Origin of the sequence: Bacillus sp. cl95 (assembly GCF_900115925.1) — a bacterium.
Taxonomy (GTDB): domain Bacteria; phylum Bacillota; class Bacilli; order Bacillales; family Cytobacillaceae; genus Neobacillus_A.
In genome coordinates, this window is the sequence record NZ_FOYF01000005.1 from 319,737 (window position 1) to 346,724 (window position 26,988).

The 26,988-nt window shown below is 39.1% G+C and carries 25 protein-coding genes; 3 read left to right on the plus strand and 22 right to left on the minus strand.

Annotated elements, in window-relative coordinates:
* Positions 1–247: 247 nt before the first annotated feature.
* The 11 genes from dnaB to BMZ31_RS15590 all read right to left on the minus strand — a co-directional run bounded on the left by dnaB (position 248) and on the right by BMZ31_RS15590 (position 11,745).
* Positions 248–1,612, minus strand: coding sequence for a replicative DNA helicase (dnaB, locus tag BMZ31_RS15540; protein WP_090832824.1), 1,365 nt, complete (start codon positions 1,610–1,612; stop codon positions 248–250).
* Between the two features lie 127 nt (positions 1,613–1,739).
* Positions 1,740–2,189 carry a 50S ribosomal protein L9 gene (gene rplI, locus BMZ31_RS15545; RefSeq protein WP_090832825.1) on the minus strand — a complete coding sequence of 150 codons (450 nt, stop codon included), beginning with the start codon at positions 2,187–2,189 and terminating at the stop codon, positions 1,740–1,742.
* Complete coding sequence (locus tag BMZ31_RS15550) at positions 2,186–4,159, minus strand: DHH family phosphoesterase (protein ID WP_090832826.1); 1,974 nt, start codon at positions 4,157–4,159, stop codon at positions 2,186–2,188. Before BMZ31_RS15550 ends, rplI begins: the two co-directional genes overlap by 4 nt.
* A gap of 23 nt (positions 4,160–4,182) precedes the next feature.
* Entirely contained in the window at positions 4,183–5,127 is a 945-nt protein-coding gene (locus BMZ31_RS15555) for a YybS family protein (protein WP_090832827.1), read from the minus strand.
* A 514-nt stretch (positions 5,128–5,641) separates the two neighbouring features.
* Positions 5,642–5,878, minus strand: a complete 237-nt coding sequence (gene rpsR, locus BMZ31_RS15560) for a 30S ribosomal protein S18 (protein WP_090832880.1) — start codon at positions 5,876–5,878, stop codon at positions 5,642–5,644.
* Positions 5,879–5,935: 57 nt separating this feature from the next.
* Complete coding sequence (gene ssb, locus BMZ31_RS15565; RefSeq protein ID WP_090832828.1) at positions 5,936–6,439, minus strand: single-stranded DNA-binding protein; 504 nt, start codon at positions 6,437–6,439, stop codon at positions 5,936–5,938.
* Positions 6,440–6,512: 73 nt separating this feature from the next.
* A complete protein-coding gene (rpsF, locus tag BMZ31_RS15570; protein WP_090832829.1) occupies positions 6,513–6,800 on the minus strand; it encodes a 30S ribosomal protein S6 in 288 nt (95 codons plus the stop codon).
* A gap of 189 nt (positions 6,801–6,989) precedes the next feature.
* Positions 6,990–8,090: a redox-regulated ATPase YchF gene (gene ychF / locus BMZ31_RS15575; RefSeq protein ID WP_090832830.1), complete on the minus strand. Its 1,101-nt coding sequence runs from the start codon at positions 8,088–8,090 to the stop codon at positions 6,990–6,992.
* Positions 8,091–8,558: 468 nt separating this feature from the next.
* Positions 8,559–10,562 (minus strand): molybdopterin-dependent oxidoreductase, encoded by a 2,004-nt coding sequence (locus BMZ31_RS15580; protein ID WP_090832831.1) that lies wholly within the window; start codon positions 10,560–10,562, stop codon positions 8,559–8,561.
* A gap of 71 nt (positions 10,563–10,633) precedes the next feature.
* Positions 10,634–10,831: a DUF951 domain-containing protein gene (locus tag BMZ31_RS15585; protein WP_090832832.1), complete on the minus strand. Its 198-nt coding sequence runs from the start codon at positions 10,829–10,831 to the stop codon at positions 10,634–10,636.
* A 14-nt stretch (positions 10,832–10,845) separates the two neighbouring features.
* Entirely contained in the window at positions 10,846–11,745 is a 900-nt protein-coding gene (locus tag BMZ31_RS15590; RefSeq protein ID WP_090832833.1) for a mechanosensitive ion channel family protein, read from the minus strand.
* 265 nt (positions 11,746–12,010) lie between these two features.
* Between BMZ31_RS15590 and yyaC the strand changes: the two genes are divergently transcribed.
* Positions 12,011–12,631 (plus strand): spore protease YyaC, encoded by a 621-nt coding sequence (yyaC, locus tag BMZ31_RS15595; protein WP_090832834.1) that lies wholly within the window; start codon positions 12,011–12,013, stop codon positions 12,629–12,631.
* A gap of 251 nt (positions 12,632–12,882) precedes the next feature.
* Here yyaC and BMZ31_RS15600 read toward each other — a convergent pair whose 3' ends face one another.
* From BMZ31_RS15600 to rpmH, 11 genes are all read right to left on the minus strand, one after another.
* A complete protein-coding gene (locus BMZ31_RS15600) occupies positions 12,883–13,599 on the minus strand; it encodes a DUF554 domain-containing protein (RefSeq protein WP_090832835.1) in 717 nt (238 codons plus the stop codon).
* A 329-nt stretch (positions 13,600–13,928) separates the two neighbouring features.
* Positions 13,929–14,786 (minus strand): ParB/RepB/Spo0J family partition protein, encoded by an 858-nt coding sequence (locus tag BMZ31_RS15605; protein WP_090832836.1) that lies wholly within the window; start codon positions 14,784–14,786, stop codon positions 13,929–13,931.
* Positions 14,779–15,540 (minus strand): ParA family protein, encoded by a 762-nt coding sequence (locus tag BMZ31_RS15610; protein ID WP_090832837.1) that lies wholly within the window; start codon positions 15,538–15,540, stop codon positions 14,779–14,781. Before BMZ31_RS15610 ends, BMZ31_RS15605 begins: the two co-directional genes overlap by 8 nt.
* Positions 15,541–15,761: 221 nt before the next feature.
* On the minus strand, positions 15,762–16,646 hold the full coding sequence (gene noc / locus BMZ31_RS15615; protein ID WP_090832838.1) for a nucleoid occlusion protein: 885 nt from the start codon (positions 16,644–16,646) through the stop codon (positions 15,762–15,764).
* 89 nt (positions 16,647–16,735) lie between these two features.
* Positions 16,736–17,452, minus strand: a complete 717-nt coding sequence (rsmG, locus tag BMZ31_RS15620) for a 16S rRNA (guanine(527)-N(7))-methyltransferase RsmG (RefSeq protein ID WP_090832839.1) — start codon at positions 17,450–17,452, stop codon at positions 16,736–16,738.
* Between the two features lie 20 nt (positions 17,453–17,472).
* Positions 17,473–19,374: a tRNA uridine-5-carboxymethylaminomethyl(34) synthesis enzyme MnmG gene (mnmG, locus tag BMZ31_RS15625; RefSeq protein ID WP_090832840.1), complete on the minus strand. Its 1,902-nt coding sequence runs from the start codon at positions 19,372–19,374 to the stop codon at positions 17,473–17,475.
* Between the two features lie 59 nt (positions 19,375–19,433).
* Positions 19,434–20,819 (minus strand): tRNA uridine-5-carboxymethylaminomethyl(34) synthesis GTPase MnmE, encoded by a 1,386-nt coding sequence (gene mnmE, locus BMZ31_RS15630; protein WP_090832841.1) that lies wholly within the window; start codon positions 20,817–20,819, stop codon positions 19,434–19,436.
* A 710-nt stretch (positions 20,820–21,529) separates the two neighbouring features.
* Positions 21,530–22,153 carry an RNA-binding cell elongation regulator Jag/EloR gene (gene jag / locus BMZ31_RS15635; RefSeq protein WP_090832842.1) on the minus strand — a complete coding sequence of 208 codons (624 nt, stop codon included), beginning with the start codon at positions 22,151–22,153 and terminating at the stop codon, positions 21,530–21,532.
* Positions 22,150–22,929 carry a YidC family membrane integrase SpoIIIJ gene (spoIIIJ, locus tag BMZ31_RS15640; protein WP_090832843.1) on the minus strand — a complete coding sequence of 260 codons (780 nt, stop codon included), beginning with the start codon at positions 22,927–22,929 and terminating at the stop codon, positions 22,150–22,152. The genes jag and spoIIIJ overlap by 4 nt, the downstream gene beginning before the upstream one ends.
* A gap of 177 nt (positions 22,930–23,106) precedes the next feature.
* Positions 23,107–23,469, minus strand: coding sequence for a ribonuclease P protein component (rnpA, locus tag BMZ31_RS15645; RefSeq protein WP_090832844.1), 363 nt, complete (start codon positions 23,467–23,469; stop codon positions 23,107–23,109).
* A gap of 103 nt (positions 23,470–23,572) precedes the next feature.
* Positions 23,573–23,707: a 50S ribosomal protein L34 gene (rpmH, locus tag BMZ31_RS15650; protein ID WP_090832845.1), complete on the minus strand. Its 135-nt coding sequence runs from the start codon at positions 23,705–23,707 to the stop codon at positions 23,573–23,575.
* A gap of 579 nt (positions 23,708–24,286) precedes the next feature.
* Between rpmH and dnaA the strand changes: the two genes are divergently transcribed.
* Positions 24,287–25,633, plus strand: a complete 1,347-nt coding sequence (gene dnaA / locus BMZ31_RS15655) for a chromosomal replication initiator protein DnaA (protein ID WP_090832846.1) — start codon at positions 24,287–24,289, stop codon at positions 25,631–25,633.
* Between the two features lie 182 nt (positions 25,634–25,815).
* Positions 25,816–26,952, plus strand: a complete 1,137-nt coding sequence (dnaN, locus tag BMZ31_RS15660) for a DNA polymerase III subunit beta (RefSeq protein ID WP_090832847.1) — start codon at positions 25,816–25,818, stop codon at positions 26,950–26,952.
* The last annotated feature ends 36 nt before the right edge of the window (positions 26,953–26,988 follow it).

Genomic DNA, 26,988 nt, shown 5'->3' on the forward strand with positions numbered 1-26,988 from the left:
GCACCTCCACTAAAGTAAACATCCAATAAAAATCTTATTTCCATCGTTTAGTGTACCAATTATAGTGGTTGAAAGTCAATAAAACACGAACATTTTACTACTAATATACTATTTTGTTCGTAGATTAATATTTTCCTTTAGATTGCTTTCATCAATGCTAGATTGGCACTTATTCCCCCATTGCACAACTCCCTCCTTTTTCAGGACTACATAAAAAAGGGATCAGCCTTTTTGCAGGCTAATCCCTTTATGCTCCTGGAGGAATGGCTGAATCATCATACCTGGTCTCCAAGTTAACGAACTTATTATATTCTTTTACGAAAGCAAGCTGAACGCTTCCTACCGGACCATTACGTTGCTTCGCAATAATGATTTCAATGATATTTTTATTCTCGGACTCTTTATCATAGTAATCTTCACGGTATAAGAATGCTACGATATCGGCATCCTGCTCGATACTTCCTGATTCACGGATATCTGACATCATCGGACGCTTGTCCTGACGTTGTTCAACACCACGGGAAAGCTGAGAAAGTGCGATAACTGGAACCTTTAGCTCACGCGCCAATTGTTTTAAGGAACGTGAAATCTCAGATACTTCCTGCTGACGGTTTTCACCGGAACGGCCGCTTCCTAAGATAAGCTGCAAGTAATCAATCAGGATCATGCCTAAACCATGCTCTTGCGCCAAACGGCGACATTTTGAACGGATATCACTGATGCGCACTCCAGGGGTGTCATCAATGTATATTCCTGCATTGGAGAGGCTTCCCATCGCCATTGTCAGTTTGCCCCAGTCATCATCCGTCAATGAGCCCGTACGAAGTCGTTGTGCATCAATATTTCCTTCTGCGCAAAGCATACGCATGACAAGCTGCTCGGCACCCATCTCCAAACTGAAGATAGCGACATTTTCGCCTGTTTTTACAGCAACGTTTTGGGCAATGTTTAGGGCGAAGGCTGTTTTACCAACTGAAGGACGTGCACCAACAATAATCAAATCATTGCGTTGGAATCCTGCTGTCATTTTATCAAGATCTCTAAAGCCTGTAGCAATACCCGTAATATCCCCAACACGGTTATGCATCACTTCAATATTGTCATATGTTCGAACTAAAACGTCTTTAATATTGTGGAATGCTCCAGCATTTTTACGTTGGGCAACCTCTAGGATACTTTTTTCCGCTTCTCCCAAAAGTGCTTCCACTTCGTCCTCTCTAGAATAACTATCCTGGGCGATGCCTGTAGCTGTTCGGATTAAGCGACGAAGTAATGATTTTTCTTCAACGATCTTAGCATAATACTCAATATTAGCTGCAGTTGGGACAGATGCAGCCAGTTCACTTAAATAACTAACTCCACCCGTATCTTCTAAAAGATTTGTCGCCGCCAAATCTTCTGTGACCGTAATCAAGTCAACGGCTTTACCAAGGTCGCTAAGCTTTAACATCGTATTATAGATCTTTTGATGAGCAGCCCTGTAGAAGTCTTCCGGGATTAGTATTTCCGATGCCAGTGTAAGGGCCGATGGTTCAAGAAAAATAGCTCCTAAGACGGCTTGTTCGGCTTCTATATTTTGTGGCGGTAAACGATCAGCCATGATATCACTCATTTATGAAAACCTCCTATTCGAGGATGATGCTGTATGGTTTATAAAAAAAAGTGACCAGTTCAATACCGATCACATTTTTTCAACTCTTTTATTTTATCATGTTTGCATTAGAAAGAAACTGCCAAATTTAGTTTACTTCTTTTACATGTACTTTCAATGTAGCTAAAACTTCGTGATGAAGCTTAACAGGTACATTTGTAACACCAAGAGAACGAATTGCATCTTCTAATTCCATTTTGCGCTTGTCAATCTTGATACCATGCTTCTTTTGAAGCTCTTCAGCGATTTGTTTTGTTGTAATCGAGCCAAATAATCTTCCGCCCTCACCAGACTTAGCAGATAATTCAACCGTTACTTTCTCTAATTCATCTTTTAGCTTCTTAGCCTCTGCCAACTCTTCTGCAGCTGCCTTTTGCTCTTTTTTCTTTTGGTTTTCAAGCGTGCTTGTATTTGTGTTGTTTGCTTCGACCGCTAATCCCTGTTTAATGAGGAAATTATGTGCGTATCCGTCTGCAACATTCTTAATTTCACCTTTTTTGCCTTTTCCTTTAACGTCTTTTAAGAAAATGACCTTCATTCTTTTTTTCCTCCCTCATAATAATCATCAATTGCTCTTATTAAGCGTTGTTCCACTTCTTCAATACTCGATCCTTTAATTTGGGTCGCTGCATTTGTAAGGTGGCCTCCGCCTTCTAGATTCTCCATGATTACTTGGACATTCAGTGCACCTAATGACCTCGCACTAATGCCGATTGTATCTTCGCTTCTTCTTGAAATAACAAATGAGGCAATTACCCCATCCATCGTTAATAACGTATCAGCTGCTTGGGCGATCAGGACTTGATCGTGTACTTGGTCTTCTCCACCTTTTGCAATAGCCAGTCCTTCACGATAAAAAGTAACAGACTCGATCAATTTTGCCCTCTTTATGTAGGTATGAACATCTTCTTTGAGGAATTTTTGAACGAGAACTGTATCCGCTCCTTGTGCTCTTAGATAAGAAGCTGCATCGAATGTTCTGGCACCTGTTCTAAGTGTAAAACTCTTAGTATCGACAATGATACCTGCAAGAAGCGCAGTTGCCTCAAGCATATCAATTTTCCCACGCTTTGGTTGGTATTCAAGAAGTTCAGTCACCAGTTCTGCTGTAGATGAAGCATATGGCTCCATATAAACCAGTAGTGGATTTTGAATGAAATCCTCCCCGCGGCGATGGTGGTCAATGACAACGACGTTTTCAATCCTGTTTAGAAGTCTTTCATCAATGACCAATGATGGCTTATGAGTATCTACAATGACAAGTAATGTGTCATCTGTTGTCATTTCTAAAGCTTGTTCAGGGCTGATAAAACGACTGTATAACTCTTCATGTTGTTGAATCTCTTCCATCAACCTTTTAACGCCTGTATCAATTTCCTGGAAGTTAACGACAATATAAGCATCACGTTGATTCATTTGAGCCACTTTATTGATACCTATCGCAGAACCAATTGCATCCATATCAGGGTTCTTATGACCCATCACGATGACTTTATCGCTTTCAATGACAAGTTCCTTAAGGGCATGAGAAATGACCCTGGCTCTCACTCTGGTACGCTTCTCAATAGGATTAGTCTTTCCACCAAAGAACTTAACTTTCCCATTAGTTTGCTTGATTGCTGCTTGGTCACCACCGCGACCTAACGCCAGATCAAGGCTTGATTGAGCAAGTGAACCGAGCTCAGTAAGAGAAGAAACTCCTGCTCCAACTCCAATACTTAACGTCAAAGATACGTTTTGTTTAGCAGTTGTTTCCCTTACTTCATCAAGAATTGAGAACTTATTTTTCTCTAATATTTGCAGGATATGTTCGTTGAAAACCGCAATGAAGCGCTCAGATGAAACACGCTTAAGGAATACACCATTATCTTGTGCCCATTTATTTAAAATGGAAGTAACAAGATTGTTAATACTGCTGCGCATTTGGTCATCCATACCTTGCGTAAGTTCATCATAGTTATCCAAAAAGATAGTAGCAATAACAGTGCGTTCATTTTCATAAAGTTTTTCGATTTCTGTTTGTTCAGTAACATCCAAGAAGTAAATTAAGCGCTCTTCTCTTTTATGAATAACACGGAATTTGCGATCATGCAAAGTCAGGATTTCTGTTTCCGCTTCTTGCTTTATTAAAGGAATCAATGAGTCAGCCACATCATACAATGATCTTCCGACCAAAGTATCTTCATCAAAGCAAGTTGCCAAATAAGGATTCGTCCACTCGATATAATAATCGTCATTGATTAGCATGATCCCAATTGGCATTTCCATTAGCGCTTCTTCGCCAACTCTTTTTACTCGGTAGGAAAGTGTTGAAATGTACTCCTCTGTATCTTTTCGTTGCTTTTGTTCTAATTTCACCAAGAAATAAGCAGGAAGAACAACGAGCAAGACTCCGATGAGGCTAATAAGCCAATTGTATAAAGCTAAAATGCCAAGAAGCACCACTGTAACGCCCATCAGTCCATAAAATGGGTAGCGGATAGAGCGCTTTTCTAAATACGTAGGCATGTTTTCACTCCCAAACAGTAGTGTTAACTTCTTTTTTCCATCTGGCTTCTCAAGCCAAAACCTAAGTCAATTATACCTAAAATTCTTACAATAGAAAGTAGAAATGGGAGAGCTAAAGAAAATATGGTAATGACAATCGGAAGTGCCTTAGGAGCACCTTTCTTTTCTGCAAAAAAGAAAATAAACGTAATCCCTTGGAAAATCATCATAAACTGAAGCATATATGACAGGTTAATTAATGCCCAAAACCAATATGTCCCTTCTTCAGGATTCATGATCATCGTAGCAAACATAGTTAAAAGGTAGTACCATAAAAAACTTTTTGGCAATGAAATTTCTGAGACTTTTCTCCAGCCTCCGACCTTTACTCCAAACCTTTTGATAATGGGAATGGAGACGAGTTGAATGAGGAATACAAGAAAGAATGAAGCCATCAAGAAAAGACTTGGCGTCAAGAATTTCATCATTTTCATACCACTATCAAACTGTGCTTTAATCTTATCGAGTCCTTCAACCTGCCCCATTGCTTCTAATGCCTTAAATGACTGATTCATGGATTGCTGAAGGATGTTGATTGATTCTTGAATAAAATCAATCTGAAAAAAAACGATTGAGAAGGCATACTGTAAAACAACATTAATAAGGACAGCAAATGAACCCGCTAAGAAAATAGTTGTTCTGCTCTTTTGTTTATGGATTAGGTAACCCATCATTGCCCCTGCTGACCCAAAGGTAAGTGCCAATGGCAGAGCCAAAATATTTCCAACAATAAATGATATCAAAATGGCACTAACTAAAAAGACAAGTGTGCTTTTACCATCATTTTTTGCTGCAAACAACATGAAAGGAAGTGCCAGGAAAAGGTTTGTTGCAATACCGACAATCGGAACAAAAATTGTTAACAGAAGTAAAACAGAAAAAACCGCTAAAATGATAGCACCTTCAGTTAGTTTATGTATGTTTCTCATTTCTTCACCTCTATAGAAAAGGACAAGCTTTTAAGTAAACCATTTATACGTATATGCTTAATCTTTTCTAATATTCTTGACATGAACATAGCATTGTCTTAATCCTATTCTAGCCCCAAACAATTACCGATTCAACTTTTCTGAAAGGCTCAGATAAACTCGCCTGCCGATTTCCGCTCCAGACGCTTGCTTTCCGGTACGAATTATGAAAAAGCCCTAATGCCGGCTTTTTCATGAACGAATTCGTCTTGGGAGCGTTCGTCGAGCCTCCTCGTCGCTATCGCTCCTGCGGGATCTCGCCTGTAACGCTAATCCCCAGGAGTCAAGCGCCCTCCGCTCTAATCAAAAAAGTGTAGAAAGCAACATTGTACATTTACAGAGCCTTCAGAAAAAAAGGAACGTATTAAGCAAGCTAGTCATAGGTCTAAAAATTAGTTTTCTTGATTATGGAGATTCATCTATTTTAAAAAAATAAAAAGACAGCAAGGCTCACCCTACTGTCTTGTTATTACAATTATTCACCTGAAACGTATGGTAAAAGAGCCATCATACGTGCACGCTTGATCGCAATTGTTAATTTGCGTTGGTACTTAGCGTGAGTACCTGTTACACGACGTGGTAAAATCTTACCGCGCTCAGAGATGAACTTTTTAAGAAGATCTACATCTTTATAATCGATGTTAGTGATTCCGTGTGCTGTGAAGTAGCACACTTTACGGCGCTTAGCGCGACCGCCTTTGCGTCCTCCCATTGCCATGGATATTTCCTCCCCTCAAATTTTATTTTGATATAACGTTAAAGTTATAGGTTAGAATGGCAAATCATCATCAGAGATGTCAATTTGACCACTGCCTGCAAATGGATCTTCATCCACGCGAGTATAACCTTGATTGTTGTTGTTGTTGTTTTGGCGTTGATTCTGATTGCTGTTTCCAAAAGGATTACCTTGTGGAGCACCGTATGAACCATTGTCGCCTCTGTCACCAGAAGAGTTTTTAGGTTCAAGGAATTGTACACTTTCCGCCAAAATCTCAGTAACATATACGCGCTTGCCATCTTGTCCTTCGTAGTTACGTGTTTGAACACGTCCATCTACTCCTGCAAGACTACCTTTTTTCAAGAAGTTTGCCACATTCTCAGCTGGTTTACGCCAAACAACACAATTAATAAAGTCTGCTTCACGCTCACCTGACTGACTAGAAAATGGACGATTAACTGCTAAAGTAAAAGTAGCAACAGCAACGCCGTTTGGTGTATATCGTAATTCTGGATCCTTCGTTAAACGACCGACTAGAACGACACGATTCATCATCAGAACCAACTCCTTCTCCCTGAATTATGTTCCACGTGAAACATAGAACAGAAGAATTTATCTAAATTGTAAATTAAGCTTCTTGTTTGATTACGATATAACGAATGATGTCTTCGCTGATCTTAGCTAAACGAGTGAATTCTTCAACCGCAGCTGCATCAGATTGAACATCAACTAGTTGGTAGAAACCATCGCGGAAATCATTGATTTCGTATGCAAGACGGCGTTTTCCCCAATCTTTCGTTGTAGCAGTTTCCGCACCATTGTCAGTTAAGATTGTGTTAAAACGCTCAACTAGAGCTTTTTTAGCTTCATCTTCAATGTTTGGGCGGATGATGTACATGATTTCGTACTTATTCATCACTGTCACCTCCTTTTGGTCTGGACGGCCCATAAACGGGCAAGGAGCAATTTCCATTACTCACAAGTTCAAATTATAGCACAGGTTTGTCTATAAAGCAACGTCCCTAGAAAGAAAAGCCCTGTTATAGTGAAAAGTGCCTGCGCTTCTAAGTTCAACGTCGGACCATTCCATAACAGAGCCATTATCTTAAACGTTAAAGCGGAAGTGGATAACATCTCCGTCTTTAACTTCGTATTCTTTACCTTCAAGTCGAACTTTTCCGGCTTCCTTAGCTGCAGTCATATTCCCTGCTGCTAGCAAGTCATCGAAAAATACCGTTTCAGCGCGGATAAACCCTCTTTCAAAATCCGTGTGGATGATTCCTGCACATTGAGGAGCCTTCATTCCTTTACGGAACGTCCAAGCGCGAACTTCTTGTACACCTGCAGTAAAATAAGTTCCTAATCCAAGCAAGCTATAAGCTGTGCGAATTAATTGATCAAGACCAGATTCTTCAATACCAAGTTCTTGAAGGAACATTTCCTTTTCTTCCCCTTCAAGTTCTGCAATTTCAGATTCGATTTTTGCGCAAACCACGATTACTTCCGCGTTTTCTTTTGCAGCAAATTCACGAACTAGCTTCACATACTCATTATCAGTAGGATCTGCCACGTCATCTTCGCCTACATTGGCAACATAGAGAGTTGGTTTGATCGTTAATAAATGAAGGTGTTTTACGATTTTCATTTGTTCTTCCGTAAACTCAACTGCACGAGCAGGCTTTTCCTCTTCAAAAGCATCGCGAAGCATGGAAAGAACTTCAAATTCAAATGTCGCTTCTTTATCTTTTTGTTTTGCCAGCTTTTCAACACGGCCGATTCTTTTTTCCACCGATTCAAGGTCAGCCAGGATTAGTTCAAGGTTAATCGTTTCAATATCAGAAATAGGATCTACTTTACCAGATACATGGGTGATGTTGTCATCCGCGAAACAGCGAACAACCTGGCAAATAGCATCTACTTGTCTGATATGAGAAAGAAACTTATTTCCTAGACCTTCCCCTTTACTTGCACCCTTAACAATTCCAGCGATGTCCGTAAATTCGAAAGTCGTTGGTACTGTTTTCTTAGGTTGAACAAGTTCAGTTAATTTATTTAGACGGTAGTCTGGAACCTCTACCACTCCAACGTTCGGGTCGATCGTACAGAACGGATAGTTAGCCGATTCAGCACCTGCTTGGGTAATTGCGTTAAATAAGGTCGACTTACCTACGTTCGGTAATCCAACGATACCAGCTGTTAAAGCCATGTTTAGTCACTCCTTTTAGTGATCAATATTATTTCAACTACGCTCATCTATAGCATCATTCATTCGTTCAAAAGTAATTGAAAATCCTCTCACAATTATAGATACATGTTCTTGAAAAGACAAGCATACAAATTCCAAATAGCTATTCAGAACACTACATAACAAATTGTTTCCAAGAACAAAAGGCGCAAGCGCCCTGTTCAGCCCCGACAGGCATAAGACGAATCACGCAGTTCATCCTCGAAAAGGCTATCGCCTTTTCTTCGTGCGATGATGATGCTGCCGAAGCGTTCCTTGTCCTTATTTCTGGAGTGATTTGGCTATGACCGAGGTTGTTTCGGATTTTGGAAACAACCCCGAGGGGCTGGGCGCTGGAGCTGGATTAATAGAAAATCGTAGAAAGTTATCCACATCTATAAAAAAGTTGCCTCAACATTGTGCAAGGCACTGTTGAGACAACCTTAATGTTTATATCTTTTCAATATTTACGAGACAATCATATAAAACGCTTCCGAGACCATTATCAGATTCGCCATCCGGTGTCAACAAATTGACAGAACCCCCAAAACGGCTCCAAATTCCCTCATCAACGTTAATTGTATTAGGATGCGCTTTTTTCAATAAGGAAATTGTGCCCTTAATTTCTCCCCGTTCGTTCCAAACTCTAGCCATGTCACCTTCTTGCAATCCAAGCTTACTCGCAATGTTTTCCGCTACTTCAATTTTCACCTTTGGTTCTGGCTTAAGAATATGGTAATGCTGCGAATGATTCGACCTTAGCGGGTGAATCGTCAAGAATGTATAAGGATACCTTTCAGCAAGCGAGGGATTTGTCCACTTCGACTCAGAAGGCGTGGCAGCGGTTAATTTCCCATTTTGTCCTTTCACAAATCCAAGCTGAGCTGTGAATTCGTATTTTCCGCTCGGCGTCCTAAAATGGTGACCGCTCCAAGGTATCTTTTCAACAGGTAATTCGATATGACCGTCCTTACGAAGTTGTTCCAAATGTATCCCATGCTTTTCAAGTGGCTTTAAACTCATCTTCATATACTCATCCCTTGAGAACTCAAAGTCTTCCTCGAACCCCAAGCGCTTAGCAAGTTCAGACCATATCCATAAATCCGATTTCGCCTCTCCAGGTGCTTCCACTAGTTTTGGCCCATAATTCACATAATGATGATACATAGATGCGTAATAAAAATCCTCTTCTTCAAATGCAGTTGTCGTTGGCAATACATAATCTGCCATTTCAGCAGTATCTGTCATGAACTGATCTACGACAACAAGATGCGGCACATCTTCAAAAGCTTTTCTTATTTTATTTGAATCAGGCACTTGGACGAGTGGATTACCGCAAGTTACAAAAACCATTTGGATCTTTGGGTTTACACTATTTAATATTCCTTCTGCCTGCTTCATCATGGTAAAAGTGCGACTATTTTCTTTTCTTGTTGTAAGTGTCAATTCATCAAAAGCAAAGCTCTGACCTACTTGAAGATTACCGTAGTTAGAACCTCCACCTGCTATTCCGATATTTCCGCTTATCGCCACTAATGCATCAAGAAGACGTATTGTATTTCCGCCATTTTCATATCTTTGCATTCCTAATCCTAAGTGAGTGGAAACAGGTTTTTCAGCATAAATTTCTGCAAGTTTCCTGACGGTTTCTAAAGGGATTTCTGTCATCTGACAGACATCCTCAAATGAAACATCATTTAATAACGTGATGAGGTCTTCAAAACCTTGTGTGAAATTCTCAATAAAATGTGAATCTTGTAACCCTGATTCCAATAACACTTTCATAATGCCTATCGCTAAGATCCCGTCCATTCCAGGCTTAATGGAAATATACTCATCAGCAAGTTTTGCAGTGGCATTATAGATTGGATCAATGACAAATATTTTAGAGCCATTCTTCTTGGCTTCCTGTAGTTTTTGATAAAAATGCATATTGGTCCTGGCAACATTTCTTCCCCAAATAACGATGTTTTTACTGTTTAAAACATCGTCTGGATGATGGCTATAGGAGTCTCCAAAATCCCACTTTTGGGCTTCAATTCCCGCTCCCCAACATAGAGAACCGATTAATTCTGTAACTCCTCCATAGGCATTGAAGAAACGCTTATCTATGTTTTTCAGAATACCGTTATTAGCATAATCGTGACTGTGTAAGATCGCAGTTGACCCATATTGTTCTTTAATGTCCGCCATGATAGCAGCAATTTCATCTAATGCTTGCTTCCATGATACTTGAATGAACTGCCCGTTCACTTTTTTCATCGGATATAAAAGACGCTGAAGTGAATTTGTACGTGTTTCAAGCATTCGACCTCTGCCACAAATTTTCCCTTTGGTGATTGGGTGGTCAGGATCTCCTTCGACTTTTTGAACTTTACCATCCTCGACTGTTACATGAAATCCACAACTATCCCAACAATTCAATGGACATGCAGACTGATATACTTTCGCCACGTCATTCCCCCCTAATCCCTCTATTTTTCTTAATAAAAATAGTATCACAAAACAAAAAAAAGAAGCATGAATTATTCTTCATGCTTCACTAAAATCTTTTTCATTTTTCTTGAGAATTCCCTGCGAGGAATCAGAACACTATGTGCACAACCTTCACACTTTATGCGAATGTCCATGCCAAGACGGATAATCTTCCAGCGGTTTGCTCCACATGGGTGAGGTTTTTTCATTTCCACCACATCATTCAATCCGAATTCTTTCTGTTCCACCGTTTGTTTGCCTCCTATTCAGATCCGAGTTTTTTAGGCTCGTTAGCTTGATTTTCACCTTGGCGCGAATACATCACAATGCGCGGATAAGGGATTTCAATGCCATGTTCATCCATGCAGACTTTAATCTCTCTGCGAATCATTCTACTAATAAAGAAATGTCTCATTGGTAAGGTTTCCGCCACGATTCTTAAGACTACTTCCGAAGGTCCGAAGCTTTGAATACCAAGCAATTCAGGTGTTTTGACGATTTCCTCATACTTTTCAGGAAGCGTTTCAAGAAATTCTTTGATTACCCTCTCTGCCTTTTCGATATCCCCTTCATACGATATCCCTACATCAACGACGGCCATACTATTATGTAAAGAGAAGTTTGTTACTTCGACGATGCTGCCATTAGGAAAAATGTGAACTTCCCCAGTCCAATTTTTAATTTTCGTCGTTCTTAATCCAATTTCTTCCACATTACCTTCAAATTGTCCAATACGGATAAAATCTCCTACAGAAAACTGATCCTCAAAAATTATGAAAAATCCTGTAATGACGTCTTTTACTAAACTTTGCGCTCCAAAACCAACAGCCAACCCGAGGATACCCGCTCCAGCAAGCAATGCTTTTACGTCAATTGTCATTGCCGAAAGAATCATCATAAACGCAATGAAGTAAACAACGTATGATAAAACATTATCAAGCAATCTCATCATCGTATTTTCACGACGCTCAGATGTTCTTAGAGGAGACTTGCTCCTTACTTTAAAGATATTGTGAATCATGAGTTTGCCAATGCGAATCATAATCCCAGCCAAAATTAAGATGACGATGATTTTGATTAAACTTTCACCAATTGCCACCCATGTATCTTCATTTAGGAATTTTTCACCTAGTTTATGAATAACACTTTCTATAGAACCCATTTTATCACCTTCTCTAATTATAAAAAAACATCAAAATTCTCTACACTAAACCTTAGCAGAGTCACTCTATTTTAACAAATAATCTTGGGAACCAAAACTAGAATCCGTATAAGTATTTAGTACCTTTTTTTATCAAAAAAATGAGTACTTTTAATTACCTTGTTTATGCAATTCCTTTTACAGGTATGTATACATAACACAATATCTTCCTATACTGTTAAGGCAATTGTTGATATATAAGCAAAAAAAACGAGGAGTGGACTTAATGAATCTTAAATCAGGCTTTTTTGACAAGCAGCGCAGCTCGAGAATAATTCATGATGAACTTCATGCTAACGGCCAGCTTGCAACAGAGTTGATTTCTCTAATGCCAGTCATGACTAACCGTCCCATCGTCGTTGTCTGCATTGGAACAGATCGCTCCACAGGTGATTCATTAGGACCCCTAGTGGGGACACTGCTCGCTGAAAAACCTGAAAGTCCATTTTACGTATATGGGACATTAGAGGATCCAATCCATGCCGTCAATCTCGATGAAAAATTAAAAGAGATTAAGCAGAAGCATTTCCACCCATTTATTATTGGGATCGATGCTTGTCTAGGACGTTTTAAGAGTGTGGGTACGATACAACTTGGTAGCGGACCGGTGAAGCCTGGGGCAGGCGTTAACAAAGATCTTCCACCTGTAGGCGATATGCATATAACAGGAATCGTCAATGTCAGTGGATTTATGGAGTTTTTTGTACTTCAAAATACTAGGCTCAGCTTAGTTATGAAGATGGCTAAAACCATTGCTAACGGCATTCACATGGCAAGTACACATTATCCAACGAAAGCACCTTGGTCTGATTTAAACTGGAATCAAGAACAGGAACAAACGAATTAAATTTCCGCTAAAAAGGCAGGCTATAAGATTTCAGCGTTTTAACTTTATTATTGGCTGTTTTCGCATAGATTGTTGCTTTACGAAAAAGGCAACAACACGTATGGATTCTTATTTCGTGCTCTTTTCATCAATATGAAATTCTATAAGCTAAATTTCTAATGGGTTCAATCCAATAACAACAAAGTTTACGAAAAGAGCCTTATTATTAGAAATCAAACAAAACCGGAAGCTAAAAACTTCCGGTTTATTATTTAAATATATTGTTTGAACTGATACATTGCAAAGACAATTAGGCCTGTGACAATGATTCCTGGAAGTAAATTAGCAACTTTGATCTTTGTCAGTCCAGTTAAATTTAATCCAATTGCAAAAATCATGACGCCTCCTGTAGCTGTCATTTCTACAATAAATTGGTCCATAAGAACTTGTGGAACAAATTGATCAATTTTTGTAGCAAAAAGGGCAATCAATCCTTGATAAAGCATAACCGGAATGGCCGAAAAAATGACCCCTATTCCAAGAGTTGTAGTAAGGATAAGTGCTGTAAAACCATCTATGATCGATTTAGTGTAAAGGACATCGTGGTCTCCACGAATTCCACTATCAAGTGCTCCAATTATAGCCATTGCACCAATTACGAAAATAAGTGTAGCGGTTACGAACCCTTGAGAAATACTGCCTTCACCGCCACTGTTTCCGACCTTTTTTTCAAGCCATAATCCTACTTGATTGAGTTTGTCTTCAAGAGAAAGGATCTCACCCAATACAGCACCAATAACCAGACTTAATATTACAATAAGAAAGTTCTCACTCTTCAACCCCATTTGTAATCCCAAAACAATCACGGATAAACCTATTGCATACATGACGGTAGTTTTCATACTCTCCGGAATACGATGCAACAACTTTCCTAAAAGGGTTCCAACAATAATCAGTAAACCATTGACGATCGTCCCCATTAAAAACATTAACATCCACCTTTAACTGTTTTCTACACAAACATCTAATACTATTCTAACTTAGAAAAGCGCAAGCGCCCTGATTAGCTCCGACAGGCATAAGACGAAGCGCGCAGGAACCCCTGATTTCTGGAGCGATTTGGCTTATGACCGAGGTTGTTTCGGCTTCTGGAAACAACCCCGAGCTGCTCCAATCATCACCTAAAGGTCATGCTTTCCGCAAGATATTCTAAGAAGCATATTCATTGATGAAAACTGGCTGTGAAATGGAGCTAGACAATTATCTCCGTTAAAAAAGTTAATCTTTATTATATAAAAAAAACCATCTATAAGATGGCTTACTTTATAGACTCTTTGTCCAACAATTCAAGAATCCTATTTAAGTCTTCATTAGAGAAAAATTCAATTTCAATTTTACCCTTATCTTTATCTTTTTGCTTAATATGGACACTCGTACCAAACTTTTCACGTAAAAATAGCTCTTGCTCTTGAATAAAGATATCTTTTTTCTTCACAGGCTTTTTTGTTTCACGTGAAACATTTTCATTGAATTCTTGAATGAGTCTCTCGAGTTGACGTACATTTAAGTGCTCCTTAATCGTTTTTTCAACGATGAAAGAAAGCTTATTTTTTTGACGAAGTCCAAGTAATGCACGGCCATGTCCCATTGTAATCGAACCGTTCGAGATTAATTCCTGGATTTTAGCAGGTAACGATAACAATCTAATGTGATTTGCAATATGCGGTCTACTTTTGCCTAATCGCTTAGCCACCTCTTCTTGAGTCAGCTTTAGCTTTTCCATAAGAGTTTGATAGGCAAGACCTTCTTCAATAGGATTTAGATCCTCGCGTTGAAGGTTTTCAAGAACAGCCAATTCCATCATTTGTTGCTCATTGAGTTCCCTCACAACAGCTGGAATTGTTTGAAGCTTAGCTTCTTTGGCAGCTCTGAATCTACGTTCCCCAACAACGATTTCGTATCCTTTAATTGACTTCCTTACTACTATGGGTTGCAGGATACCGTGTTCAATGATGGACTGTTTTAATTCTTCAATTGCTTCGGTTTGAAAAAACTTCCTTGGCTGATATGGATTAGGACGAAGTTGTTTTAGCTGAATTTCTTGAACTGCTTCTTCTTTGCTTGCCTCCATGTTGGAGAAAAAAGCATTCAACCCTTTTCCAAGACCTTTAGCCATTCGAAATCACTTCCTTTGCCAGTTCTAAGTAAACTTCAGCACCGCGGGATTTCGGATCGTACGTAATGATAGGCTCGCCATGACTTGGCGCCTCACTTAAACGAACATTTCTAGGAATGATCGTTTTATATACTTTATCTTGAAAATACTTTTTAACTTCTTCAATAACTTGAATACCTAAATTTGTTCTAGCATCTAGCATCGTAAGTAAGACACCCTCGATTTTCAAATCTTGGTTCAAGTGTTTCTGGACTAGACGTACTGTATTCAGTAACTGGCTCAAACCTTCAAGTGCATAATATTCGCACTGTACAGGGATCAATACCGCATCAGAAGCGGTAAAAGCATTGAGAGTCAGCAATCCTAATGAAGGTGGACAGTCGATGATGACATAATCATACTCACCTTTTACTTCTTCAAGAGCACGCTTTAATCTAACTTCACGTGATATGGTCGGAACAAGCTCGATTTCAGCTCCTGCTAACTGAATAGTCGCAGGAATGGCATATAAATTTTCAACCGCAGTTGATTTGATCACACTTTTTGCCTCTACGTCATCTACTAGCACATCATATATACATTGGTCGACTTCTGCTTTCTCAATACCAATCCCACTAGTGGCATTGCCTTGGGGATCTATGTCCACAAGAAGTACCTTCTTACCTATGAAAGCTAAGCAGGCGCCTAGGTTGACAGAGGTTGTCGTTTTGCCGACTCCACCTTTTTGATTCGCGATAGCAAGGATTTTGCCCACGATGTCACCTACCTTCAATTCTCAAATTCTAACAATCATGCTATCTATTTTATCATGAATCGTAATAGAGTTGGTTTTTTTCTAAAAAATATTGTCAGACGCAAGAAAAGGTATTTTGTTTAATAATAGATGATTTGACTAGGCTGGTGAGGAGAAGAAGATAGAGCCGCCTAACCCCTTGAGTCAACCTATCAAAAAAAAGAAGCCAAAAATGGCTTCCTTTACTTTTTCTTTGGAATACGTATGGTGAACTGATAAAACTCATCAAATTCTTCTTCTTCAGCGTTAAGATTGATTCCGCTATCAGATACCATTGTTAATGACTGTCTGATTGTATTGACGGCAATACGCATATCCTTGCTAAATGCTTTTCTCTTCGGCTTCGGAGCCTGATCAGGAGTTTGCAGTAACTTTACAACACGCTCTTCCGTCTGTTTAACATTCAAGTTTTTCTCAATAACTTCTTCTAAAAGCTTTACCTGTTTTTCTGGATTTTTCAGCGGAATAAGCGAACGGGCATGACGCTCAGTAATCTGCTTATTCAGTAATGCATCCTGTACAGGTTGGGGCAACTTAAGAAGTCGCAATTTATTAGCAACAGTTGACTGGCCTTTACCCAATCTTTGCGCCAGTGCTTCCTGTGTCAAATTATGGAGTTCCAATAACTTACCGTATGCAACTGCTTCTTCAATAGGAGATAATTCCTCACGTTGAAGATTTTCAATCAGTGCAACAGAAGCTGTTTCAGTGTCATCCATGTTCTTTACAATAGCTGGAACTTCTTCCCAACCAAGTTTCTTCATTGCACGCCAACGACGCTCCCCGGCAATGATTTCAAATTGGTCATGATCAAACTCCCGAACAACAATTGGCTGAATAATGCCATGAATATGGATTGTACGGGATAATTCTTCAATCTTCTCATCATCAAAAACTGTACGCGGCTGAAAACGATTAGGAACAATCTTGACGATTGGAATTCTCTTTACTTCTTCAATTTCACTCGTCTTTTCTGTCTTTTCTATATCGGCATCTGAATTATGTTCGATTTCAAGTTTTTCTTCCCTTTCGCCCAGGCCAAAAAAGCGTGAAAAAGAATGCTTCATCACCCTACACCACCTTTACGAAACTCCCTAATACTTATTCTCTATAAAATACTAGAATTCCTGCCTACTGATTATGATTAGTTCAAAGCTTATTCAATAGGTTGTTTGTTCGGCGTTCCCGGTTTGCGCGGGTACTTTTTCGGCGTCGACTTTTCCTTTTTGACTACAAGGATGCTCCGCTCGCTCTCTTCAATTGGTAAAACAAAAGAAAATTGTTCCTCTAATTTGCCGCCAAGAACGGCAATTGCTTTCTGACCGTCAGCCAATTCTTCGCCTGCGTTAGCTGCTTTCATAGCTACAAAATGACCGCCAACTTTTGTAAGTGGCAAACAAAGTTCACTTAAAACAGACATTCTTGCAACTGCTCTGGCTGTAACCAAGTCAAATTTCTCTCTGAACTCGGCTTTGACACCAAACGTCTCTGCTCGATCATGGACAAAGCGAACATCTGATAATCCAAGCTTATTTGCCAAATGCTCCAGGAAAGTAATTCGCTTATTCAACGAATCTACAATGGTTATGTGCAAATGAGGAAATACAATTTTTAGCGGAATGCTAGGAAAACCTGCTCCCGCTCCGACATCACAAACACTTAGTGGTTTCGAAAAATCAAAGTAAAATGAAGCTGAGATGGAGTCATAAAAATGTTTCAAATAGACATCACTTTTTTCAGTGATAGCTGTCAGATTCATTTTTTCATTCCACTCAACAAGTGTTTCATAATAATCTTCAAATTGCTGAATTTGGGTGTCACTTAAAGTAATACCCTTTTCGGCAAGCATACCCTTAAACTGTTCAATATTCATCTTAAAATCGTTCCTCCATTTTACGCAAGGTGTGATTCACTGTTAATTTTAGCGATCTTGCCTTGTTCAATATAAACGAGAAGAATGGAGATATCTGCTGGATTCACACCTGAAATACGTGATGCCTGTGCAATCGATAATGGGCGAACTTGCTTGAGCTTTTGGCGCGCTTCAGTGGCAATACCTGTGATTGCATCGTAATCGATATTTGCAGGAATCTTCTTGTCTTCCATTTTCTTAAGACGTTCTACTTGCTGTAATGCTTTTTCAATATAACCTTCATACTTGATTTGAATTTCAACCTGTTCTTTCACATCTTCATCGATTGGCGTCTCGCTCGGAACAATCTTTTCAATGTGCTTATAGTTCATTTCTGGACGTCTTAGTAAATCAGCAGCGCGTATTCCGTCTTTTAGCTCGCTTCCTTCAGCTGAACGAATAAGTGCTTGTACGTCTTCAGTAGGTCTGATCATCACTGTTTTTAATCTTGAGATTTCATCTTCAATAGCAGCTTTCTTTTTCAAAAACTTCTCATATCGTTCTTCTTTGATTAATCCAATGCGATGTCCAATTTCAGTTAGACGCAAATCTGCATTATCGTGTCTAAGCAATAAACGATATTCAGCTCTCGAAGTAAGCAATCGGTAAGGTTCTTCCGTTCCCTTAGTGATCAAATCATCTACTAGCACACCCATATAGGCATCTGCTCTACCTAGAATCATTTCCTCTTTGTCTAAAGCTTTAAGCGCTGCATTGATTCCCGCGATTAAACCTTGTCCGGCAGCTTCTTCGTATCCGGATGTGCCGTTAATTTGTCCTGCCGTGTAAAGGCGAGGGACAATCTTTGTTTCAAGCGTTGGCCACAATTGAGTTGGAACGATGGCATCATATTCAATCGCATATCCTGATCTCATCATCTGTACGTTCTCTAAACCAGGAATGGTTTTTAAGATTTGTTGTTGTACGTCCTCAGGAAGACTTGTCGATAATCCCTGCACATACACTTCTTGAGTATTTCTTCCTTCTGGCTCAAGGAATATTTGGTGACGAGGCTTATCATTGAATCGCACGACCTTATCCTCGATCGACGGACAATAACGAGGACCTGTTCCTTTGATCATTCCGGAATACATAGGGGAACGATGCAGGTTGTCATCAATGAGTTGATGCGTATGCTCATTTGTATATGTCAACCAACATGGTAGTTGGTCTGTAATGAATTTTGTTGTTTCATATGAAAAAGCTCGCGGTATTTCATCACCAGGTTGAATTTCAGTCTTGCTGTAATCAATCGTTAAACTGTTCACGCGTGGAGGTGTTCCAGTCTTGAATCGAACAAGATCAAAGCCCAATTTTTCCAGATGCTCTGAGAGCTTGATAGATGGCTGCTGATTATTAGGACCGCTTGAATACTTAAGGTCACCGATAATAATTTCTCCGCGTAGGAAAGTCCCCGTAGTGATAACGACTGTTTTAGAACGATAAATGGCTCCTGTTTTTGTGATGACACCAGTGCAAATACCGTCTTCAATAATTAGTTCTTCGACCAAACCTTGAATCAAAGTCATATTTGGCTCATCTTCAATGGTCTTTTTCATTTCATGTTGATACAAGAACTTGTCCGCTTGAGCTCTCAACGCTCTTACTGCAGGACCTTTTCCTGTATTCAGCATTCTCATTTGAATATGGGTTTTATCTATATTTTTACCCATCTCACCGCCAAGGGCATCAATTTCCCTTACGACAATCCCCTTTGCGGGTCCACCGACAGATGGATTACATGGCATAAACGCAACCATATCAAGATTGATCGTAATCATTAACGTTTTGGCACCTAAACGTGCCGACGCCAGTCCTGCTTCACACCCTGCATGTCCGGCACCAATGACGATGACGTCATAATTTCCTGCTTCGTATGACATTTTGCAATCTCCTTTTCAGGATAAAAATAGCTATTCTACGATAACTACCCTTATATACTTTATTTTCCGAGGCAAAATTGAGAGAACAACTGGTCAATTAAACTTTCATGAACGCTTTCCCCGATGATTTCACCGAGCAATTCCCATGTTCTAGTAAAATCTATTTGAACAATATCAATTGGAATTCCTGATTCTACACCATAGATCGCTTCTTCAATGGAATTCAACGCTTGATTTAAAAGGGCAATATGGCGGCTATTAGAAACATACGTCATATCACCTGCTTCAAGTGATCCAGCGAAGAATAATGAAGAAATAGCTTCTTCAAGTTCATCGACGCCACGATCTTCTAATAACGAAGTCGTCACAATTTTGTGGGCATTCGCCAATTCGTTTACTCGATTTAAATCTATTTTTTGAGGAAGGTCTGTCTTATTGATGATGACGATGACATCCATCCCCTCGACTGCTTTAAATAAATTTTCATCCTCAACGGTCAATTCATCCGAATAGTTAAGTACAAGAAGCAACAAGTCAGCTTCCTTCAAAACTTGCCGAGACCGTTCGACACCAATTCGTTCGACAATATCTTCGGTTTCCCTTATTCCTGCTGTATCCAATAAACGTAATGGTACTCCGCGAACATTCACGTATTCTTCAATGACATCACGAGTAGTCCCAGGTATATCCGTTACAATTGCCTTATTTTCATGCACAAGGCTGTTGAGTAAAGAGGATTTCCCTACATTAGGTCGACCAACAATTACCGTAGATAATCCTTCTCTTAGGATTTTCCCCTGCTCTGATGTTTGTAATAGTTTTTTTATTTCTTCTCTTACGTTAGAAGCCTTTGAAAGTAAAAGATTGTGAGTCATTTCTTCGACATCATCATACTCTGGATAATCGATATTCACTTCCACATGGGCGAGCGTTTCAAGGATTTCCTGTCGCAATCTATTAATCAGCTTTGAAAGGCGTCCTTCCATTTGACCAAGCGCAACATTCATTGCCCTGTCTGTCTTTGCTCTGATTAAATCCATTACTGCCTCAGCCTGAGAAAGGTCAATCCGTCCATTTAGAAAAGCGCGTTTTGTGAATTCTCCTGGTTCAGCTAGCCGAGCACCGTTATTCAAGACAAGTTGAAGCACACGGTTTACCGAAACGATTCCACCGTGACAGTTGATCTCCACAACATCTTCTTTTGTAAATGTCTTTGGACCCTTCATCACAGAAACCATTACTTCTTCGACTATCTCATCTTTCTTTGGATCAACCAAATGCCCGTAGTGAATTGTATGCGAAGCTACGTCAATAAGACGTTTTCCTCCCACACCCTTGAAAAGTTTGTCAGCAATGCTAAATGCCTCATCACCACTTAAGCGGACGATGGCAATGGCCCCTTCACCCATTGGAGTCGAAATGGCTGCAATTGTATCAAATTCCATTACTTTCACCTCTCTTCACGAAAAATCATCTATGTTCTTTTTCAATTCCATCATCTATATGTGTCTTTCCCAAATTAATAGAATATCACAAGATATACCTTTAAAAAAGGACATCTTACCAGGTACGGGGAATTATCCACAACCCGAAAAAATCAACTAGTTACATTTTAACTTATCCACATGTGAATAACAATAAAGCAAGCTTCCATTAACCTTTAATCTTGGGAAATAATTTTTGAGATGGCATAGATAAAATCACTAACTCTTCACTCGTTCTTTAAAAAGAAGGCTTGCTTAAACTGAAGCCTCTGTTAAACGAGTCTGTTGATTTCCGTTCCATTCGCTTGCTTTCCTGGACGAATTATGAAAAACCTTAATACCGACTTTTTCATGGAAAAATTCGTCTTGGGGGCGTTCGCCGAGCCTCCTCGTCGCTAACGCTCCTGGGGGTCTCGCCTGTACGCTACTCCCCTAGGACATTGATGAACTTCCTCGAAAGAACCCACGCACGAAGAAAAGGCGGTAGCACAAGGAAAGCTTCCATGTATTCACATCGCACGAAATGATGCGATAGCATCATGAGGATTTTCGAGGAGTCAAGAGCCTTCCACTCCAATCAACGTTGTTTATAAAGTAACAACACTGAACTTTAACATAGCTGAAATAAAAAAATACCCTATCCGAGGGATAAGGTACTTGCTAGACGATATTTAAGATTTTACTGGTGTTATAACAATGTGTCGATGTGGTTCCGAGCCATCAGAAAATGTTTTTACTCGCTTATTTCCTACAAGCGCAGTATGAATCACTTTTCTTTCATAAGAAGGCATTGGCTCCAATGTCACACTTTTACCAGATTTCAATGCTTTTTGAGCCAGGCGCTGTGCTAAAATCACTAGCGTGTCGCTTCTTCTTTTTCGATAATCCTCAGCATCTAGGATTACAGTCAAATATTGATCTGAAAAACGGTTTACAACAAGCTGTGTCAAGTATTGCAAGGAATTAAGTGTTTGTCCTCTTTTCCCAATGAGTAAGGCTATCTTATCGCCAGTTAAGGTAAAGTTTACTTGCTTACCCTCTCGTTGGATTTCAATCTGGATCGGTACTCCCATTTTTTCACTGACTTGAAGTAGAAAGCTTTTCGCTTCTTCGATTGCATCAATTTTCACTGTTGCCTTAATGATGGCAGGACGGGATCCGAAAATCCCGAAAATGCCTTTTTTGCCTTCATCGATGATCGTAATTTCTGTGCGGTCTTTGGTTGTGTTTAGTTGAGCTAAAGCTGATTCTACTGCTTCTTCGACTGTTTGTCCGGTAGCAGTTACCTGTTTCACTTCTTTGCTCCTCCCGCGTTACCGGATGCTGAAGCTTTTTTCAACTCCGGCCCTTTAATAAGATATGTTTGAACTATCATAAATAAGTTCCCCACTACCCAATAAAGTGAAAGTGCAGCTGGGAAATTAAATGCGAAAATAACAATCATAATCGGCATCATCCAAAGCATCATGGCCATTTGCGGATTTTGGTTTTCAGTACCTGCCATCATTAACTTCTGTTGGATGAACGTTGTGATACCTGCCACAATCGGCAGAATATAATATGGATCTTTGTCTCCAAGATCGAACCAAAGGAAACTGTGTTCAGAAATTTCTCTTGTTCTGGAGATTGCATGATAAAATCCGATCAAAATCGGCATCTGAACTAGTAATGGGAAACATCCAGCTAAAGGATTCACACCATTTTGCTGAAATAATGCCATTGTTTCTTGCTGAAGTTTCTGCTGTGTCTTTTGATCTTTAGAACTATACTTTTCACGCAATTTTTGCATTTCCGGTTGGAGCGCCTGCATTGCTTTTGAGTTTTTAGTTTGTTTGATCATAAGTGGTAAAATCGCTAAACGAATAAGAATGGTAACAAAGATAATCGATAATCCAAAGTTTCCTCCTAATATTTCAGCCGCTTTAGTTATCAATAGTGAGAGGGGATAAACAATATATTCATTCCAAAACCCTTCACTTTCAGAAGTGATAGGTTGCTTAATCTCGGTACAGCCGGATAATAGCAGCATTAATGAGATCAAGGTAATGACTAGAAATATTTTCTTTTTCAAGCGTACTTTCCTCCTTCAATCTATTCACTTATATTTTCATACTACTTAATAGACCGACTTTTTTATGTAAAACTTCTCTCATTATAAAAATGAGAGAGCAATCAAGTGTATTTTATCACTTTTATATAGGAAGTGCTTTCAAATTTTCAGTCTTGCGAAAAATTAATAGAGAAATCCCTATCCATTATGTCCTGGTCTGTCTTTTTTCAAAACCTTTGCCACTTTTAATACATGCGTCAAACTTTTCTTCACTTCAAAAAAGTCCATTTCAGCCAAAGGCTTTCGAGCGATAATGACATAATCATTACCATCTTGTAATTGAGTCTTTAATTCCAAGACGGATTGACGAATATATCTCTTAATTTGATTTCGCATTACAGCATTGCCTATTTTTTTACTTACGGAAAGTCCAATGCGAAAATCAGTTTGCTCGCTTTTTGGCAAAAGATACAGCACGAATTGACGATTTGCTACAGAACGACCTTTATTAAAGACTTCCTGGAACTCTTTATTCTTTTTGATCCGCAATTCTTTCTTCATTTTAAACACCTTCTGTCAGGTCACCCTTCAAGAAAAGGGCTTCTTTATTTCAATCATATCATCCAGAGAAAGAGAAAAAAGACCACTGAGATAGTTCAGTGGCCTAAGCTGATAATACTTTTCTTCCTTTTAGACGGCGACGAGCTAAAACTTTACGTCCGTTAGCTGAGCTCATGCGGCTGCGGAATCCGTGAACCTTACTGTGTTTACGTTTCTTTGGTTGGTAAGTACGTTTCATTATATTACACCTCCCTGAGGAATAGCTGTTAAAGACAGTCTTATTTATTATAGAGATGTACCCTCTAAATTGTCAACTCCCCTTCAACGGTTTCACAAATCTTCCAGTGATACTTCTTAAAGATGTTTGGTTAGTTGATCTTAGTTCAAATTCGACAAACATCAGCCTGTGGATAAAAAATCGACACATTTTTTATTATCCACACTACATATTGACAAGTTTTTCACATAAAAAATCGTTGTGGACAATTTAAATCCCCATAATAGGAGACTTGTGGATAAACTAACAAAAACCATTGCGCCACTTATAAATATTTGATATTATATTTATGTTTTCACTCTGGATAACTCTTCTTTCTCATATACAATATCCACAGATTGTGGATATCTTGTGGACAGGTTATTCTAACTCTTTGTAAAACCTTGTCCACAAGTAGTGGATAATGTCGAAACTCCATTTTACTTCCTTATTATATGTTTTTCCACATTCATTAATTCGTATTTTTATGAATAGTGCGTTGTACAAGCTGTACAACCTAGCTGTTTTTGATAATAAAACCAGAAAAAGGAGGGATACCACTTGGAAAATATCGCGGATTTGTGGAATGCGGCTCTTTCGAATATAGAAAAGAAAATAAGTAAGCCAAGTTTTGATACATGGCTGAAATCGACGAAAGCTCATTCTCTTCAAGGGGATTTATTAATCATTACCGCACCGAATGAATTTGCCCGTGATTGGCTGGAAGAACGGTATTCTCAGCTTATTTCAGGCATCTTATATGAGATAACTGGTGAGGAATTAGCCGTTAAATTTATCATTCCTCAAAATCAGAACGAAGAACCACTAGACTTACCGGCACAACCGAAAAAATCTAAAAAAGATGATGAGCAGATCGAATTGCCGCTAAATATGCTCAATCCAAAATATACGTTCGATACGTTTGTTATTGGATCTGGAAACCGCTTTGCACATGCGGCATCCCTTGCTGTCGCGGAAGCTCCTGCAAAAGCATATAATCCGCTATTTATATACGGGGGCGTAGGTCTAGGAAAAACGCACTTAATGCATGCAATTGGCCATTATGTTATTGACCATAACCCCTCCGCTAAAGTCGTCTATTTGTCATCAGAGAAATTCACCAATGAGTTCATCAACTCAATTAGGGATAATAAGGCTGTTGATTTTAGAAATAAGTATCGAAACGTTGATGTGCTACTTATTGACGATATTCAATTCTTGGCTGGAAAAGAACAAACTCAAGAAGAATTTTTCCATACATTTAATACGCTTCATGAAGAAAGTAAACAAATTGTTATCTCGAGTGACCGACCACCAAAAGAAATACCTACTTTGGAAGATCGTTTGCGTTCTCGCTTTGAATGGGGCCTTATCACGGATATTACGCCGCCAGATTTGGAAACCAGGATTGCCATCTTACGTAAAAAGGCGAAAGCAGAGGGCCTAGATATTCCAAATGAAGTGATGCTCTATATTGCCAATCAAATTGATTCGAATATTCGTGAGCTTGAAGGTGCACTTATCCGGGTTGTTGCCTACTCTTCCTTAATTAATAAAGATATAAATGCGGATCTAGCAGCCGAAGCCTTGAAGGACATCATTCCTAGTTCAAAGCCGAAAGTTGTTACTATACATGAGATTCAAAAAGTTGTCGGGGAACAATTCCATATCAAATTAGAGGATTTTAAAGCAAAAAAGCGAACAAAATCTGTTGCATTCCCAAGACAAATCGCTATGTATCTATCACGTGAGCTAACAGATCATTCCTTGCCAAAAATCGGTGAAGAATTCGGCGGTCGAGATCACACGACGGTCATCCATGCTCATGAAAAAATATCAAAGCTGCTTGCAACAGATGCTCAATTACAAAGACAAGTTAAAGAATTACATGAAATATTAAAAGTCTAGAATTATGTGAATAACTTACTCTTGTTTGCACACAGTCTGTCCACATGTGGATAGGCTGTGTTTCCTTTCAAAATACGACTTATCCACATAATCACAGGCCCTACTATTACTTCTACTATATTTTTAAAACATATTAGTATATGTCATTAAGGTGAATTTATGCTCAAAATGGAGGATTAAAAATGAGATTTATCATTCAACGAGACCGTTTGGTTCAAAGCGTGCAAGATGTCATGAAAGCTGTAACTTCCAGAACTACTATTCCAATTTTGACAGGTATTAAAATCGTCGCGACCCAAGATGGAGTAACTCTAACTGGTAGTGATTCTGATATTTCAATCGAATCTTTCATTCCTAAAGAAGAATCCGGGGATGAAATTGTTGAAATCAAACAAGCAGGATCTATCGTCCTACAAGCTAAATTTTTTAGTGAGATTGTTAAGAAATTACCTACAGACACGGTTGAAATGGAAGTTCAAGGCAACTTGCAAACTGTCATTCGATCTGGAAAATCTGAATTCAATCTAAATGGTTTAGATGCAGAAGAATATCCTCATCTTCCACATATTGAAGAAGACAACATTTTTAGAATTCCTACTGACCTTTTAAAAGCGATGATTCGTCAAACTGTTTTCGGAGTGTCCACGTCAGAAACACGCCCCATCTTGACAGGTGTAAACTGGAAGGTAGAAAACGAGGAATTAACCTGTATTGCAACAGATAGCCATCGACTAGCATTAAGAAAAGCGGCAATCGAAACAGGCAACAATGCATCATACAATGTTGTCATTCCAGGTAAAAGTTTGAATGAATTAAGTAAAATTCTCGATGATAACAACGAATTGGTTGAAATCGTCATTACAGAAAATCAAGTTTTGTTTAAAGCCAAGCATCTATTATTCTTCTCAAGATTGCTTGAAGGAAATTATCCAGATACAACTAGACTGATTCCCAATGAGAGCAAAACTGAAGTAGTCGTAAATACAAAAGAATTTTTACAAGCGATTGATCGTGCTTCATTGTTAGCACGTGAAGGACGTAATAACGTGGTTAAATTCTCTACACTTGAAGGCGGAATAGTTGAAATCTCTTCAAATACTCCTGAAATTGGGAAAGTTGTCGAAGAGGTACAAAGTCAGTCAATAGAGGGAGAAGAATTAAAGATTTCTTTTAGCGCAAAATATATGATGGATGCATTAAAAGCGTTAGAAGGAACAGATATTCGAGTGAGTTTCACTGGAGCTATGCGCCCCTTCCTCATTCGTCCATTACATGATGAATCTATTCTACAGCTGATTTTGCCTGTAAGAACGTACTAAGACTAATAGAGTCGCCAATAAAATGGCGACTTTTTA

Bases quoted from the DNA above. Each gene is read 5' to 3' on its own strand.
- dnaB (WP_090832824.1), bottom strand. From the start codon at position 1,612: ATGAGTGATATCATGGCTGATCGTTTACCGCCACAAAATATAGAAGCC.
- rplI (WP_090832825.1), bottom strand. From the start codon at position 2,189: ATGAAGGTCATTTTCTTAAAAGACGTTAAAGGAAAAGGCAAAAAAGGT.
- BMZ31_RS15550 (WP_090832826.1), bottom strand. From the start codon at position 4,159: ATGCCTACGTATTTAGAAAAGCGCTCTATCCGCTACCCATTTTATGGA.
- BMZ31_RS15555 (WP_090832827.1), bottom strand. From the start codon at position 5,127: ATGAGAAACATACATAAACTAACTGAAGGTGCTATCATTTTAGCGGTT.
- rpsR (WP_090832880.1), bottom strand. From the start codon at position 5,878: ATGGGAGGACGCAAAGGCGGTCGCGCTAAGCGCCGTAAAGTGTGCTAC.
- ssb (WP_090832828.1), bottom strand. From the start codon at position 6,439: ATGATGAATCGTGTCGTTCTAGTCGGTCGTTTAACGAAGGATCCAGAA.
- rpsF (WP_090832829.1), bottom strand. From the start codon at position 6,800: ATGAATAAGTACGAAATCATGTACATCATCCGCCCAAACATTGAAGAT.
- ychF (WP_090832830.1), bottom strand. From the start codon at position 8,090: ATGGCTTTAACAGCTGGTATCGTTGGATTACCGAACGTAGGTAAGTCG.
- BMZ31_RS15590 (WP_090832833.1), bottom strand. From the start codon at position 11,745: ATGGGTTCTATAGAAAGTGTTATTCATAAACTAGGTGAAAAATTCCTA.
- yyaC (WP_090832834.1), top strand. From the start codon at position 12,011: ATGAATCTTAAATCAGGCTTTTTTGACAAGCAGCGCAGCTCGAGAATA.
- BMZ31_RS15600 (WP_090832835.1), bottom strand. From the start codon at position 13,599: ATGTTTTTAATGGGGACGATCGTCAATGGTTTACTGATTATTGTTGGA.
- BMZ31_RS15605 (WP_090832836.1), bottom strand. From the start codon at position 14,786: ATGGCTAAAGGTCTTGGAAAAGGGTTGAATGCTTTTTTCTCCAACATG.
- noc (WP_090832838.1), bottom strand. From the start codon at position 16,646: ATGAAGCATTCTTTTTCACGCTTTTTTGGCCTGGGCGAAAGGGAAGAA.
- rsmG (WP_090832839.1), bottom strand. From the start codon at position 17,452: ATGAATATTGAACAGTTTAAGGGTATGCTTGCCGAAAAGGGTATTACT.
- mnmG (WP_090832840.1), bottom strand. From the start codon at position 19,374: ATGTCATACGAAGCAGGAAATTATGACGTCATCGTCATTGGTGCCGGA.
- mnmE (WP_090832841.1), bottom strand. From the start codon at position 20,819: ATGGAATTTGATACAATTGCAGCCATTTCGACTCCAATGGGTGAAGGG.
- rnpA (WP_090832844.1), bottom strand. From the start codon at position 23,469: ATGAAGAAAGAATTGCGGATCAAAAAGAATAAAGAGTTCCAGGAAGTC.
- rpmH (WP_090832845.1), bottom strand. From the start codon at position 23,707: ATGAAACGTACTTACCAACCAAAGAAACGTAAACACAGTAAGGTTCAC.
- dnaN (WP_090832847.1), top strand. From the start codon at position 25,816: ATGAGATTTATCATTCAACGAGACCGTTTGGTTCAAAGCGTGCAAGAT.